The sequence below is a fragment of the Paenibacillus sp. J22TS3 genome, from assembly GCF_018403205.1.
GTDB classification, from domain to species: domain Bacteria; phylum Bacillota; class Bacilli; order Paenibacillales; family Paenibacillaceae; genus Fontibacillus; species Fontibacillus tuaregi.
Genome location: NZ_BOSF01000002.1, coordinates 383,154 through 397,305 on the forward strand (window position 1 = coordinate 383,154; position 14,152 = coordinate 397,305).

Genomic DNA, 14,152 nt, shown 5'->3' on the forward strand with positions numbered 1-14,152 from the left:
TACATTAGATAAATGTGCGGCTAACGATGACGAGCAGAATAAACAGAACCAGAATTGTGCCAGTAGAAGTAAACATGTTGCCGTATCCACCTACATTAGACATGGTCGGGTACCCTCCTTTAATGTGTAAATGTTGATGTTTACAAAGTATCATATGGTATAAAGGATACTCGTGATTAGACGACTACCCATAGCGGTCAAAATAGGCGCTGGAATGCAGGTTCCCAATGGGGTATAGTAATATTAGACAGACACGCAATCAGAGGGGGAGAAACAGTTGGAAACAAGAGGAATAATGGGCGGGCTGTACAAAGTTACAGAATGGATTACAAGAATCGCGGTTAGCAATCTATTGTGGCTGATGTGCTCGATCCCGTTCTTTTTTGTACTGCTTACTAAATATCTGCTTTGGGTTAATATGCCGAATCAGCCCGAAACGCTGACGATTTATCTTATGATTATTTTGGCACCGGTTACATTATTCCCGGCCACCTCGGCCTTGTTCGCGGTAACTCGCAAATGGGTGATGGGGGAGGCGGATGTGTCGGTATTCCGCACTTTCTTCAAAGGCTACAAAGAGAACTATAAGCAGAGTCTTGTTGGCGGCATTTTTTATACGCTGTTGTTCGTTATTGTTATTGTGGATTATAAGGTTTACATGAATCAGCTCAGCGCCCAGTTGATTGGCATGGTCATGCTGGTCTTCCTGCTGATACTTATTATTTCAATGTTCAATTTCTTCTCCATGGTTACTCACTATCATATGGGAGTCATACAAATTCTCAAGAATTCAATGCTCTTAACGCTTGTACGTCCACTGCGGATTCTTTCCACGGTGATTTGTGTAGGGGCGCTCATTGCAGCCACTGCTAAGTTCCCGTTCCTGATTCTGTTTGGCTTGGGAAGTCTTAGCGCATATATCGCGTTCTTCAACTTCTATGCGACTTTTACAAAGATGCAGCAGATGGCCGAGAAGCAGCGCTTGGCTGATGAGGCCAAGGCGGACGGGGACCTGGATAACATGATTAATGAGGAATCCAAGAAAGATTAACTAGGTAACCAAATCTAAGCAGGACTGAGGATTGGCGAATTTTACCATCAATTTTCCCTGCTGACTTAGTTTACTTTTCCGATGTAAGCGTCTATAATTATCAATACATCCTGCGATGTGCGTTTCGGTTATACTTTGTTTTGAACCAATGAAGATGTCTTGGGAGATCAACATTGCAGCGCGGCTGATAAGCCCTATCTATATGATTAGGGGACTTCAAAAACGGTGCTGAGGTCACCCACCTGCCAATGCAGGTTCTAAGACAATGTGATCGGACGGCATAAGCGGGATTCCTAATGATATGAATCAGGCACTCAGGCTTTCATTTTATGGAAAGCAGGGGTGCTTTTTTGTTTGACAGGGGTCTTGTGATCAATTGACTTTTGTTTGCTTCCTAACAATGTTACACTAGAGATAGCGTATACAAATCTCAGTTTTGATCCGTACGGACTGAAGGAGGAAATATTTTGTCACTCAAGAGAACGCTTACCGGGCTGCTGCGAAGTTATGAAGGGACCAGCGACCGGGCGAAGCTGCCAGAACTTAAAACACGTTATTATCAATTATCCAAAGAAAGAGCTTGGGAGGAAGTATCCTCCACACTTAAGAAAATCCCGGGGTATAAGGTGCTGCATGAGGTTCCTACTGTAGGTGAGATCCTGCTTGAGAAAAGAAGCACGTTCGGGCGCATGATGGACATTACGGTGTCCATTATACAGACGGGACCTACCCGTTCCGCGGTAGATATCTACTCTGCCTCACGTGGTTCCATGGGTGATCTCGGCTCCAACTACCGGAATATTATTCAGCTGTTTGGCGTCCTTGACAAAAAGCTGAGTCAATATAAGACTACCAGCGGTTAGGGGTACAGCATAAAAAAACGGGCCAAGGAACTTTTTCCTTGTGCCCGTTTTGCTTAGATGAGTTCTTTAACAGCCGCAATGGCTTTGTCATAATCCGGATGCTCGGTCATCTCGTTGAGATACTCGACATAACGGATTTTGTTATCTGCATCCACTACGAAGATCGCACGGAAATCAATGGCAAATTCCTTGATCAACACACCGTAAGCTTCGCCGAAAGAGTTGTTCTTATAGTCGGACAAAGTAATTACACGGTCGATTCCGGCAGCACCGCACCAGCGAGCTTGGGCAAATGGGAGATCCGCACTTACGGTGAGAATGACGACTTTGTCTCCCAGTCCGTCAGCTTCTTGGTTGAAGCGGCGGGTCTGGGCGTCGCATACGCCTGTATCCAGTGAAGGGACTACGCTGATCAATTTGATCTTGCCGGCATAATCCTGCAAAGTTGCGGTTTCGAGCAGGTTCTTGTTCAAAGTAAAGTCTGGAGCTGTGTCTCCAACCTTTAGTTCAGGACCTACCAAAGTGATTGGATTGCCTTTGAATGTGGCTGTTTGACGTTCTTGTGCCAAATGAATCTCCTCCTTAAAATGGTTTTACATGCCAGAATACATTATAATCTTTTTAAAAAGCGCTTGTCCAATCCTAAAGATTCAAAATCGGTAAAGGGGAGTAATCATGATTTTCATCCGTTATGAGAATTGGAAGAACTACTTGCGGTATTATCCGGTAACTTCCTTGATTCTATTAATTAATGTAATCCTCTTCATCCTTCTCTTACTGAACGGGAATGACTTAATCTCGCTTGGTGCGCTTACCAACTATCCGCCATATGATGAAGAGAAGTGGAGATACATAAGCTCGATCTTCCTGCACGACGGCTTTGACCACCTGCTGTTCAACAGCTTCGCGCTTCTGGTCTTTGCGCCTCCAATGGAGAGACTGCTGGGGTCGTGGAGATACGTGGTGCTGTATCTGGGAAGCGGCCTGCTGGCGAATATGCTGAGCATTGCTTATTATAACTACCAGATGGAACTCACCATGACGGTTGGGGCATCTGGCGCGATATACGGGATATACGGGGCGTTTCTATACGTGGCTGTGCTTCAGCGCCGGCTGATGGATGAAGCTTCACGCAAAATGATCTATGTCATTCTAGCCATCGGGGTGATTTTCTCGTTTATGGTTGATAATATCAACTGGATGGCTCATCTTAGCGGGCTCGTGACCGGGTTCTTTATTTACGGCCTGCTGATCCGTGTGACAAATCGGCGTTGAAGGATAGAGTAGGACATGGTAAAGTTAGTCTGAAATTATTAAGGATTGGAACATTAAAAGCGGCACTATAGTGGAATGCGTTGGAAGCAGAATGGAGAGGTTAAGGAAGTGGAGTTAAGACAACTGCTTTACTTTGTAAAGGTGGCCCAGAAGGAGCACGTGACAAAGGCGGCGGAAGAACTGCATGTGGCCCAGTCTGCGGTGAGCAGACAGATTCATCAGCTTGAACAAGAGCTGGGTGTTGATTTGTTTATCCAGAAAGGCAGGAATGTTCACCTGACGGCAGTGGGGCAATTGTTTTGCGGGCGGGTGGAGACAATTCTTAAGGATTTGGAGCTCGCGGTAAAAGAGGTTCATGAATTTCTCGATCCGGAGCAGGGGGAGATCCGGCTTGGATTTCCACATAGTCTTGGCATTCATCTGATCCCAAGCATTGTGGCGGATTTCCGCAAGCTGTACCCTAACGTGAAATTCAGGTTCAAGCAGGGCATGTTCCCGTCATTGATCCAGGACGTGACTATGGCCGAAGTTGATCTGGCTTTTATTTCTCCGTTCCCGGAGAGCCACGATCAAGTGCAAGGGAATTTGGTGCTTACGGAAGAGCTGGTGGCTATCCTGCCGCAGAATCATCCCCTGGCCCATGAGGAGAGCATTCATCTGAGTCAGCTTAAGGATGATAAGTTCATCCTGTTCAGCAAGGGGTATTCTCTGCGACCGATTGTGTGGCAGGCCTGTCTTGAGGCTGGGTTTACGCCAAAAATCGCTTTTGAAGGTGAAGAGACAGATACAATACGGGGGTTAGTTGCAGCGGGTATGGGTGTCAGCCTGCTTCCGGAAATGGCCTTGTTCCAGACTAATCTGCTCCAGCCTGCCAAAGTGCGAATTGCGGTGCCAAAAGTAACCAGAACCATAGGGCTGATCCACCGTTCTGATGATAAGCTGCCGCTTGTAGCTCAGTCGTTCCGGCGGTTCCTGCTGGAATACTTCGAGACTGCTTCTAAATATAAGCAATAGCGCGCAACAATAAAAGAGGCCGTCCCCAAGCGAGTAATTTTACTGCAGAGAGGACGGCTTCTTTTGTTTTGATTTGTTCGTTCTTGGAGACTTTTGAACACAAATAGAACTCTTAAACAAAAGCAGGGACCGTCTTATGGGACGGTCCCTGAATTAAAGATGCTGATTAGTCGCGATTGCTAGCGAAAATCATGATATAGCGGATCAACTCCAGCAAGGCGATCAGAGCGGCAGCCACGTAAGTCAATGCGGCTGCGTTAAGCACCTTGGCTACGCCGCGCTCTTCTTCATTTGTAATGTATCCCTCAGAGACCATAATTTCGCGGGCCCGGTTGCTCGCATTGAATTCCACTGGAAGGGTGACGAGCTGGAAAGCTACAGCTGCCGAGAAGAATATAATTCCTAGTCCAACCAAGTTCATGAATCCGAAGATCAGACCGGCAAGCAGCAGGATCGGAGCAAACCCGGATGCAAAATTAACCACAGGGAACATTTTGTGACGAAGAACGAGCATTGGGTAGTGAACCTTATGCTGGATAGCGTGGCCTACTTCGTGGCAGGCAACCGATACAGCAGAAATGGATCTCTCATAATATACAGGCTCAGACAGCCTTACAACACGAGCAATCGGGTCGTAATGGTCTGTGAGCGAACCTCTGACCGGTTCCACGGGAACATCGTAAAGTCCGTTGGAATCCAGCATGTGTCTGGCGGCTTCCTGTCCGGTCATTCCACGGAGATTTGGAACGTCCGACCATTTCTTAAAGGTGCCCGAGACTCTGAATTGAGCCCACAAAGAGAAAATAAAAGCAATAATTATAAGTATATACATACCGTCAAAATACATCGTTCATTCCTCCAACCGTCAAGATTAAGTAAATGGCCCATGATTAAGCAGGATACGGATGGCTTCGATACAGGCAAGGCTCTGAGGCATGAGATGCGTAAATGCACGATTGATTTGGTTAGGCTGGAGCTGGGAGATAATCGGTTCCAATTCTTTGACTTCCCGCTCAAGCTGCTGCATATGGATCTCCAATGCGGTGAGTTTCTCGGTGACCTGTTCTTCGTTGGTGATTTTGTTCCACATCTCAAGCTTGGCCCGTATTTCTTCCAACGTATACTTCTCTTGTTTCATCTGGTTAATACGTTCAAGCCGTAGTAAAGTTTCATGATTATACAGACGGTAATTCTTCTGTGTACGGGTCTCTGGACTGATGAGCCCGATCTTTGTGTAATAATCGATGGTCCGTTCACTAACGCCTGCGGACTTGGCTAATTCTCCTATGCGGTAAAGCTTCGTATCTCCAATATAATCACTCCTTATTTCCACAGATGATCCTATCCTAACTTATGCCTGAATTTTCTCTCTTATATATGGGCCTTTCCTATAGTCCAACATCTAAAAATATCATACACGATCCTAAAGTGTACAGTCAAACGTCACACTTACAAAAAGTAGTTGGTGTTTCTAAAGTTGTGTAATTAAACATTACATGAAGTGGTACATTAATTAATTTTATTGCTGTTTTTAATAAATTTTTGTTGTACTATTTAGCAATTTGGATATATAATCACTTTAACAAATCAAAAACGTGTTAGATAACATGACATTAGGGGTGGTTTTCAATGAGGAAGAAATGGATGATTGGATTAATTGCAGCTGTGATGCTGATGGCTTTCCCGGTTTCGGCCTTTGCTGCGGATGAGGTGACCGCACCGGTGCTCGAGATTGGCCTTAATACGATGTTCGTTTTTCTGGCAGCCTTGTTAGTGTTCTTTATGCAAGCGGGTTTCGCTCTGCTGGAGGCGGGTTCGGTCCGGATGAAGAACGCCGGTCACGTGGCCGGGAAAACTGTTCTGACCTTAGGTATTGCAGTCATTGCTTTTTGGGCTGCAGGGTTCGCGCTCGGATTTGGTAACGGGAACAGCTTCTGGGGTACAACCGGATTTCTATTCGGAGGGGACAGTGCTGCAGGCTCCTTCGCTTCACTTTCTGCTTCGAATGTATCGCTGAATGTCAAATTTTTGTTTCAGCTTTCTTTTGCAGCCGTGTCTCTGGCAATAGCTTGTGGCGGGATGGCTGAACGGGCGAAACTTAGCGTATATATTATTTTCGGAACTTTGTTTATGATCCTTATCTATCCAGTAGTCGCTCACTGGGTATGGGGCGGCGGATGGCTTGGAAGCCTTGGCATGCAGGACTATGCCGGCTCTACAGTAGTACATTTGACAGGCGCGACAGCGGCTTTGGCGGCCACATTCCTGCTTAAGCCCCGGCTTGGCAAATATAATAAAGAAGGTAAGCCTAATGTGATTCAAGGTCATAACCAAGTTCTTACGGTGCTTGGAGTGATCATTATCTGGATTGGCTGGTTCGGCTTTAATCCGGGCAGTGCTCTAACCCCGCTTGCGGATGGATTCTTCGGTTATGTGGCTCTGACTACTAATATTGCAGCTGCTGCAGGTGCTCTTGCCGCCTTGTTCATATCCTGGGTATTTGCTGGTAAATCAGATATTCCAAGCATGCTGAACGGAGTACTTGCCGCGTTTGTGGCTATCACAGGCTCTTGTGCTTTTGTGGAAGCTTGGGCTGCTGTAGTAATTGGGGCTGTCGCAGGTATTATCGGTTTCCTCTCGGGAAAATGGCTGGAAAGAGCCGGCCTGGATGATCCAATCTCTGCTGTATCTGTCCACGGGATTGCAGGTATATGGGGAGCCGTCTCCACTGGCTTATTCGCTACACCAGAGCTGGTGGCAGCTACTGGAGTAGGGAAGCCGGGATTATTCTACGGCGGGGGTTTTGAACAGCTGGGTGTGCAAATCTTGGGAGTCGCCGGAACCTTTGCATTTGTGCTCGTTGTCTCTTTCTTGATTCTTGCAGCTATGAAATGGCTGATGGGCATTCGGGTTACTGAAGAGGAAGAAATGATGGGTCTGGATATCAGCGAACATGGAACTTATGGTTACCCAGAACAAATGCAGCTGCTGACAGGTGAAATCGACAAAGAGAGTCTGAAGGCGCGGACAAATCCGGAGCTTGGGGCTATCAGTGTAATTAAATAAATAATAAGCAGGAAGAGGGAGTGAGGCATTCATGTCTGAAGCGCTGGCTTATGAGAATAACTATGCGGGCATACGTGCAGCTTCCTCCCCCCGCACCTTGCGGGCAGCGAGAATTAAAGAGCAGAGCCGGCTCTTGGATTTATTCGCCGCTATGCCCTCGCCCGATTGGAATCATGCAGTTAATCAAATGCATGATGAGGTGATGGCCCGCTGCGCTTATCTTGCTGAGAAAGTCCTTGAAGTTGAAGGTATTGGCGTTCCGCCAGTCCCTTATGCTTTTGTGGCTTTTGGCAGTGCCGGCCGTGGAGAACAGACCTTATGGAGTGACCAGGATAACGGGCTGATTATCGGGGAAGGCGGTGGAGAGAGGGCCGAGCTTTATTTTAAATATTTTGCCGGGGTATTGGTCAAAATTCTGGAGAAGGTTGGTTATCCGCCATGCCCGGGGAATGTTATGTTATCGAATGCAATGTGGAGGCACACGCTAACAGGTTGGCGTGAGCAGCTGCAGGGCTGGAGGGATGAACTGCAGTGGGAGCAGATTAGATATCTGAATATCGCTTCAGATATGAGGTGTATTGCGGGAAGCCGTGAGCTTGAAAGGGAGTGGAAGGAAGCATTTCAGGAAGTAATGGAGCCTGGAGAGGCGCTTACCGCTGCATTGCTTAGGGGAACAGTGAGGCATAAAGCGGGCCTTAATGTGTTGGGTCAGGTCATTACCGAACCTTTCGGAGAACACGCGGGCAGCTTCGACGTTAAATATGGACTTTATATGCCGCTTGTCAACGGGATGAGATGTATCGCTTTGCAGTATGGTATCCCCGAGACTTCAACAGCCGAGCGGCTTAAGCAGCTCATTCGGCTTGAGGCCGTCCCGGGGCTTGGCCTTGAAGCCTGCCGCCATGCTTTTTATACGACACTTAAACTCAGGTCCTTGACCTCCTATACGGTATATGACGGTATGCTGCAGGGAAGCTCCTATCTTACTCCGTCTATGATGAAGCAAAAAGAGGTTAAGCAAGAGCTGCGGGAGAGCCTTGGCACGGTTAAGCTGCTGTACAGGACCCTGCAAAGACAGCTTCGGTTCACGGAGAGGAAAGGGTTATGAAGGAGTCCGGCAAGAAAGGTGGCGGATTCTGGAATACCCTGTTAAACCGGAGTGTTCCCTCGGCTGCCGCTTTGAGGGCAGGAAATCCGAGTGCTCAGCAAATCGCTTTTATAAGGTCGATGAACAAAGGGCAGAGAAGAACTGAGACCCTTCATATCCCGCTGACCCAGCTTAAGACCGCAGTATTTGATCTGGAGACGACGGGCTTTCATCCGCATCACGGGGATGAAATTCTGTCTTTCGGTGCAGTGAAGATGGAAGGGGGAAGGATTACCGATCAGACCTTTCATGAGTTATGCCGATCCTCAGGTCCTGTTCCAAGGTCCATTACAGAGCTGACCGGTATTACCCAGGAAATGTCCGACCAGGCCCCTCCCCTGATGGGGGCACTTCACGGGTTTATGTCCTTCATTGCTGACAGGGTGCTGATCGCTCATGGGAGTGCACATGATAAGTCATTTCTGGATCAGGCGTTATGGAGGACTACGCGATCCCATCTCGGCCACAGGGTGCTGGATACCATGATGATTGCGGGCAAGCTGGAGCCTTACCGGGGCATTTCTAGTCTGGATGACTGGCTTAACGCCTACGGCCTTCCCATTAGAACCCGCCATCATGCCCTCGAAGATGCGTTGATGACAGCCTCCCTGTGGGCTGCGTTAATCCCAAGGCTCAAGCAGATGAACATCATAACCTTAGGAGATTTATACGTGTTTCTAAGCAAGACCTAAAGACTCTAACGTATATAATCCATTCTCTTGACGGTGCACCGTGTACACGCCAATCTCGGCGTCCGGTTCACCGTCTACACTTGTTCTGGAGGCGATCAAATAAAGCTGGATCATCTCCCCAAACAGCTGGAGCTGCATAGTATCTTCGGGAGAAGGAACGGGAGATGAACTGGGGTGGGTGTGAAATATCCCCAGCAATCTCGGATTAAAGCTGGAGGTAATCCAGCCCGTAGGGTCCAGCTTGAACATATGTTGTGGATTGCTGGCTGTGTTGCGAATAGGCTGAAAGTGATCCAGAATCCACCCGTTGTCTGTCTTGTCGCCAAGAAGTGCACCGCAGCCTTCCTCCGGAAATACGCGGTATAGATGGGTGACCAAAGAACGACGCACTTCAGGGGTGAGGATGCACTGCTGACGGGATTGAAGCTGCATGATACTCTCTCCTTTGAATAATTATTTCATCTCTATTTGTGAAAATAAACCTGGACAGAAACAGACCCGCGAATGGATACGCTACCCCGTTGTATATAAGCTGAACTATTGATTTACATGTAAGGAAAACAAGGGAAATGTCCTGGTCTATTAGTAATTTTTATGTTCAACTTATATGGCAGGATTTTATGAGTTTCCGGTTCTTTAACGTACACCTGTAACATTTTGCTCATTAAGGGTACAATAGTAGAAGTTAGTCCTTCAACCTTAACAGCAAAGGAAAGAGAACCATGAAACGAAACGGATTTATTCTGCTCGGGATTGCGCTGCTTCTCGGCGTTGCGTTATATCAAAACTCCGACAAAGGCATCTTGTCCTGGTTTACAGGGACCAGTGAGCGTAAGCCAGCTTCCATTAGTGCCACTGCTTTGGAGAAGAGCGGACTGAAGCCGGGCGCTGAAGCACCGGCCTTTAGCTTAACTGCGCTGGACGGCAAAACTTATCAGGTTGGCGGCAAGCGGGAGAAGCCGCTGCTGGTCAACTTCTGGGCATCATGGTGTGATCCCTGCAAAGATGAGGCACCTGATTTGGTTAAGCTGGCTGACAAATATAAGTCTAACCTTGATGTCTATAGTGTAAATGTTACCATGTATGACAAGTTATCCAAAGCCAAGGATTTTGTGAAAACCTATAAAATGACATTTCCTGTGCTGCTGGATGAAAAAGAGACCGCCTATCGGAAATACAATGGCGTGGCTTTTCCGACTAATGTCTTAATTGACCGGAACGGTATGATTCAGGATGTGATCATCGGTGTGCTATCCGCGGATGAGCTTGATCGTAAATTGGCGAAATTGGTTAATCTGTAACGAATTGTTAAATAAACTGGTGTGAATAAGGCCCGGCTGCTCCTTAGAGGATTAGACGGGCCTTTGATGTCATGATATGAAGTTTGGCCGAAGCCATACGGTTTGATTAATGATTGACGATTCCCCCGCGCTCTGCGGTGATCTCCTGATTCTCCAATTGGTTCTCGCCGAGCAGGGCGTAGCGGATACTGTCAACCAAGGCTTCCCAGCTCGCTTCGATTACGTTGCCGGATACCCCAACGGTATTCCAGCTGCTGGTTAGGTCTCTGGATTCAATCAGAACCCGTACCTTGGAAGCGGTAGCGTCCATCTCATCCAGCACGCGGACTTTATAGTCAGACAGATGCATTTCGTTCAGCCGCGGGAAGTAAGTGATTAACGCCTTACGCAGGGCATTATCGAGTGCGTTGACCGGACCGTTACCCTCCGCAGCGGTATATACGCTGGAACCTGCTATATTAAGCTTAACGAAAGCTTCTGATACAACCGGTCTGCCGGCGGTTTTCTCTACCAGCATTTTGAAGGACTCGAATACGAATAACTCAGTCAATTCCCCGTTGGCTTGACGCAGGAGAAGCTCCAGCGAGGCATCAGCCCCTTCGAATTGGTAGCCTTGATGCTCCAGGTTCTTGATCCGGTTAATCACTTCCCGGGTATCCTCATTGGCCGGGTCGAACTCAATCCCCATATCCTGCGCTTTGGACAGAATATTGCTCTGGCCGGCGAGTTCGGAGACGAGTACCCTTTGTTTGTTGCCCACCGTCTCGGGTACCACATGTTCATAGGTACGGGAGTCACGGAGTATCGCTGACACATGGATACCGCCCTTATGAGCAAAAGCGGACGTCCCGACATACGGCTGGTTATTCGGCATATGCACGTTGGCAATTTCACTGATGTAACGGGCTGTATTGGTCAGCTGCGCCAGCTTGCCCGGCTCCAACACCTCATAGTTCATTTTGAGCTGAAGATTAGGGATTACACTGCAGAGGTTCGCGTTACCACAGCGTTCCCCATATCCGTTCATCGTACCCTGGATCTGCCGCGCTCCAGCCTGTACCGCGCTGAGTGAGTTGGCTACGGCCAGCTCGCAATCGTTATGGGTATGAATGCCGAGATGGGCACCAGGCACCTCTTGAGCAAGAGCCGATACAATTTGGTGAACTTCATGGGGAAGAGTTCCGCCATTCGTATCACACATAACGAGCCAGTCGGCACCGGCTTCCTTGGCTTTCTTCATGACAGACAGCGCATATTCCGGATTGTTCTTGTAGCCGTCAAAGAAATGCTCTGCATCAAAAATCACTTCAAGTCCATTTTGCTTCAAATAAGCGATGGAATCAAAGATCATCGCGAGGTTCTCGTCCAGTGAGGTCTGCAAAGCCGTGTGGACGTGGAAGTCCCAGGATTTGCCCACGAGGGTTGCGGCTTGCACTCCGGATTCGATGACCCGGTTGAGGTTCGCATCCGCGGAGGCAATGCTGTCTTTGCGGCGGGTGCTGCCAAATGCGGTAATTTTAGCGTTTAACCCTAAGCTTTTGACCCGTTTGAAAAACTCAATGTCTTTATTGTTGCTCCCCGGAATGCCGCCTTCGATGTAATGCACACCCAGCTGGTCCAGCTTTGAGGCGATCTTTAATTTATCGTCCGCAGACAAGCTGATTCCTTCGCCCTGTGTGCCGTCACGCAAGGTTGTGTCGAAGATGGATAAGGCCTTTGACATAGTGGAGAGTCCCCCTTTAAAAGTCATAAACATGCACGGTATTTTGGTATAATGAATTATTATAACATTTGTTATTTTAAATGTAACACGGAATTAGGATTTTTGCATAAAACCATGAATTTACAAGCAAGTGAGGGGGATTCCGGTGAAGAATGTGGAGGAGTATTATCCCGCTAAGGGCCGGGTCATATTACATATAGATATGAATGCATTCTACTGCTCCGTACATGAAGCAGAGGAGCCGCACAAGTACAAAGACAGGCCTACAGCGGTAGCTGGCAGTGTGGAGCTTCGCAAGGGTGTGATAGTGACGTGCTCTTATGCGGCGCGGAGGCTGGGCATTTCAACGGGCATGCTGGTCAGTCAGGCGCTTAAGCTGTGTCCGGACCTCATTGTCATCTCTCCGGATTTTCATCTGTACCGCAAGTATTCAAAGGCTTTTATGGATATTGCTTATGGATACACCCCGCTTCTTCAAGCTGTGTCCATCGATGAGTGTTATCTGGACATCACGGGCTCCAAGCAGTTTGGAACCCCGCTGGAGATTGCCGAGGAAATCCAGGGGAGAATCCGCAATGAGCTTGGCCTGCCATGTTCGATTGGCGTTGCTCCCAATAAGCTTCTCGCCAAGATGGGCTCGGACATGAAGAAGCCAAACGGCATAACTGTGCTCCGGATCAGGGATGTACCCAAGCTGCTCTGGGACAAGCCTTGCGCGGAGATGTTCGGAATAGGCCGGAAAACGGCGGAGAAGCTTCAGCGGTTAAGGATCTATACGCTTGGCCAGCTGGCTGCCGCAGACGAGCGGCTTCTTGCGGAGAAGTTCGGAGTGATGGGACTCTGGATGAAGCAGGCTGCCTGGGGAATCGATGACTCCCCTGTAAAGGAAGAGAGGGACAAGAACAAGTCGATTGGCCATACCACAACGCTTCCAAGAGACATCAGCAAGTACGAAGATATATCCCGTGTGATGCTGAACTTGGCTGATCAGGTTGCACGCCGGTTGCGAAGGCAGAATATGATGGCACAGACGGTGCAAATCACGATTCGCACACCGGATATGAAGACGATAACCCGCTCTCAGACCTTGGGCAAAGTGACCGAGAATATGGAGGACATTTACCGGGAAGCCTGTAAACTGTATCAGCGTCACTGGAAAGAAGAACATCCTGTGCGTCTTCTTGGAATTACAGTCCAGAACCTGGTTCCCAAGGATGAATCGGCACTTCAGCTGGATCTATTTGATTATGAGAAGCAGCCCAAAAAGGAGCAGCTCACCAAAACGATGGATATGCTGCGCGACAAGTTCGGTGAGAGTGCTGTTCTTACAGCCGGAATGCTGGGGGACGACCCCTCCACCTTGATCCGGAATCACCGGATTCGGGGCACTTCCCTGCAGACTGATTTTCTTAGAGAGAAGCGGGAATGATGATAATAATTATCAGTTAAGATTACCTGCAAAAGCATTTGAAATTGTGGTTATATTATTATATATTGTACATGGTGGAACGCACCGGACTTGTACCGTCTTATATTAGGAGGCAGATTAATATGGCGAAATATACTTGGGTGGAGAAAGATACTTGCATCGCGTGCGGCGCATGCGGAGCTACAGCACCAGATATCTACGATTATGACGATGAAGGTTTGGCTGAAGTCATCTACAAGGGTGACGGAAACCATGGTAACACAGAAATTGGTGAGGACCTGTACGACGATCTTCAAGATGCTTGCGATGGCTGCCCTACGGACTCCATCAAGATCGCCGATACTCCATTTAACAAGGAAGGCTAAGATTACAGCCCTCTGTTGATATTCACCATGAGACATCTTTCATCCTGATTTAAAGGATGGGGGATGTCTTTTTTTTGGGTTTAATTTCCTATATTATACCCTTGGGTATAAAGTCGTGACTTGCCGCTTAGAGCTCCCTTGATCTATAGACTTAAACCCGTCTGCCGATATATAAATAAGGGCTGGTAGCATTGGCTGATAAGAGAAAAGTAAGATCCGATACATA

16 protein-coding genes and 1 other RNA gene are annotated in these 14,152 nt (G+C 48.0%); 11 read left to right on the forward strand and 6 right to left on the reverse strand.

Features of this window, described 5'->3' with window-relative positions; all coding sequences use genetic code 11:
• Nucleotides 1-4: 4 nt before the first annotated feature.
• Nucleotides 5-103: a dihydroorotate dehydrogenase gene (locus tag KJS63_RS07620; RefSeq protein ID WP_204249260.1), complete on the reverse strand. Its 99-nt coding sequence runs from the start codon at nt 101-103 to the stop codon at nt 5-7.
• Between the two features lie 174 nt (nt 104-277).
• Between KJS63_RS07620 and KJS63_RS07625 the strand changes: the two genes are divergently transcribed.
• The 3 genes from KJS63_RS07625 (at nt 278) to KJS63_RS07635 (ending at nt 1,914) form a co-directional block, all read left to right on the forward strand.
• Nucleotides 278-1,051 carry a YesL family protein gene (locus KJS63_RS07625; RefSeq protein WP_213618607.1) on the forward strand — a complete coding sequence of 258 codons (774 nt, stop codon included), beginning with the start codon at nt 278-280 and terminating at the stop codon, nt 1,049-1,051.
• Nucleotides 1,052-1,155: 104 nt separating this feature from the next.
• Nucleotides 1,156-1,346: non-coding RNA, 6S RNA (ssrS, locus tag KJS63_RS07630), on the forward strand.
• A 172-nt stretch (nt 1,347-1,518) separates the two neighbouring features.
• Nucleotides 1,519-1,914, forward strand: a complete 396-nt coding sequence (locus KJS63_RS07635) for a DUF1499 domain-containing protein (protein WP_068619696.1) — start codon at nt 1,519-1,521, stop codon at nt 1,912-1,914.
• 53 nt (nt 1,915-1,967) lie between these two features.
• On the opposite strand, the gene tpx is transcribed toward KJS63_RS07635, so the two are convergent.
• Nucleotides 1,968-2,483, reverse strand: a complete 516-nt coding sequence (gene tpx, locus KJS63_RS07640) for a thiol peroxidase (protein WP_068619695.1) — start codon at nt 2,481-2,483, stop codon at nt 1,968-1,970.
• Between the two features lie 106 nt (nt 2,484-2,589).
• On the opposite strand from tpx, the gene KJS63_RS07645 reads away from it, so the two are divergent.
• Together KJS63_RS07645 and gltC are read left to right on the forward strand one after the other, a co-directional pair.
• Nucleotides 2,590-3,189, forward strand: coding sequence for a rhomboid family intramembrane serine protease (locus tag KJS63_RS07645; protein WP_068619694.1), 600 nt, complete (start codon nt 2,590-2,592; stop codon nt 3,187-3,189).
• Nucleotides 3,190-3,297: 108 nt separating this feature from the next.
• Entirely contained in the window at nt 3,298-4,203 is a 906-nt protein-coding gene (gene gltC, locus KJS63_RS07650; protein ID WP_068619693.1) for a glutamate biosynthesis transcriptional regulator GltC, read from the forward strand.
• 166 nt (nt 4,204-4,369) lie between these two features.
• On the opposite strand, the gene KJS63_RS07655 is transcribed toward gltC, so the two are convergent.
• Together KJS63_RS07655 and KJS63_RS07660 are read right to left on the reverse strand one after the other, a co-directional pair.
• Nucleotides 4,370-5,050, reverse strand: coding sequence for a zinc metallopeptidase (locus KJS63_RS07655; RefSeq protein ID WP_068619692.1), 681 nt, complete (start codon nt 5,048-5,050; stop codon nt 4,370-4,372).
• A gap of 24 nt (nt 5,051-5,074) precedes the next feature.
• A complete protein-coding gene (locus tag KJS63_RS07660; protein WP_068619691.1) occupies nt 5,075-5,536 on the reverse strand; it encodes a MerR family transcriptional regulator in 462 nt (153 codons plus the stop codon).
• 296 nt (nt 5,537-5,832) lie between these two features.
• Here KJS63_RS07660 and KJS63_RS07665 point away from each other — a divergent pair, with 296 nt between their 5' ends.
• Genes KJS63_RS07665 through KJS63_RS07675 form a run of 3 tightly spaced genes read left to right on the forward strand, consistent with a single transcriptional unit; the run spans nt 5,833 to nt 9,108 of the window.
• The gene (locus KJS63_RS07665; protein ID WP_213618608.1) at nt 5,833-7,269 is read left to right on the forward strand and encodes an ammonium transporter; all 1,437 of its coding nucleotides are present in this window, start codon (nt 5,833-5,835) and stop codon (nt 7,267-7,269) included.
• Between the two features lie 31 nt (nt 7,270-7,300).
• On the forward strand, nt 7,301-8,377 hold the full coding sequence (locus tag KJS63_RS07670; RefSeq protein ID WP_213618609.1) for a DUF294 nucleotidyltransferase-like domain-containing protein: 1,077 nt from the start codon (nt 7,301-7,303) through the stop codon (nt 8,375-8,377).
• Nucleotides 8,374-9,108 carry an exonuclease domain-containing protein gene (locus tag KJS63_RS07675; protein ID WP_213618610.1) on the forward strand — a complete coding sequence of 245 codons (735 nt, stop codon included), beginning with the start codon at nt 8,374-8,376 and terminating at the stop codon, nt 9,106-9,108. The genes KJS63_RS07670 and KJS63_RS07675 overlap by 4 nt, the downstream gene beginning before the upstream one ends.
• Here KJS63_RS07675 and KJS63_RS07680 read toward each other — a convergent pair.
• The gene (locus KJS63_RS07680) at nt 9,094-9,540 is read right to left on the reverse strand and encodes a Mov34/MPN/PAD-1 family protein (RefSeq protein ID WP_213618611.1); all 447 of its coding nucleotides are present in this window, start codon (nt 9,538-9,540) and stop codon (nt 9,094-9,096) included. The two genes, KJS63_RS07675 and KJS63_RS07680, sit on opposite strands and share 15 nt — an antisense overlap.
• 290 nt (nt 9,541-9,830) lie before the next feature.
• Between KJS63_RS07680 and KJS63_RS07685 the strand changes: the two genes are divergently transcribed.
• Nucleotides 9,831-10,409, forward strand: coding sequence for a TlpA family protein disulfide reductase (locus tag KJS63_RS07685; protein ID WP_213618612.1), 579 nt, complete (start codon nt 9,831-9,833; stop codon nt 10,407-10,409).
• A 106-nt stretch (nt 10,410-10,515) separates the two neighbouring features.
• Here KJS63_RS07685 and cimA read toward each other — a convergent pair whose 3' ends face one another.
• Nucleotides 10,516-12,132 carry a citramalate synthase gene (cimA, locus tag KJS63_RS07690; protein ID WP_213618613.1) on the reverse strand — a complete coding sequence of 539 codons (1,617 nt, stop codon included), beginning with the start codon at nt 12,130-12,132 and terminating at the stop codon, nt 10,516-10,518.
• Between the two features lie 145 nt (nt 12,133-12,277).
• On the opposite strand from cimA, the gene KJS63_RS07695 reads away from it, so the two are divergent.
• Both KJS63_RS07695 and KJS63_RS07700 read left to right on the forward strand, forming a co-directional pair.
• Nucleotides 12,278-13,561 carry a DNA polymerase IV gene (locus tag KJS63_RS07695; protein ID WP_213618614.1) on the forward strand — a complete coding sequence of 428 codons (1,284 nt, stop codon included), beginning with the start codon at nt 12,278-12,280 and terminating at the stop codon, nt 13,559-13,561.
• A gap of 122 nt (nt 13,562-13,683) precedes the next feature.
• The gene (locus KJS63_RS07700; protein WP_068619683.1) at nt 13,684-13,926 is read left to right on the forward strand and encodes a ferredoxin; all 243 of its coding nucleotides are present in this window, start codon (nt 13,684-13,686) and stop codon (nt 13,924-13,926) included.
• Nucleotides 13,927-14,152 lie beyond the last annotated feature (226 nt).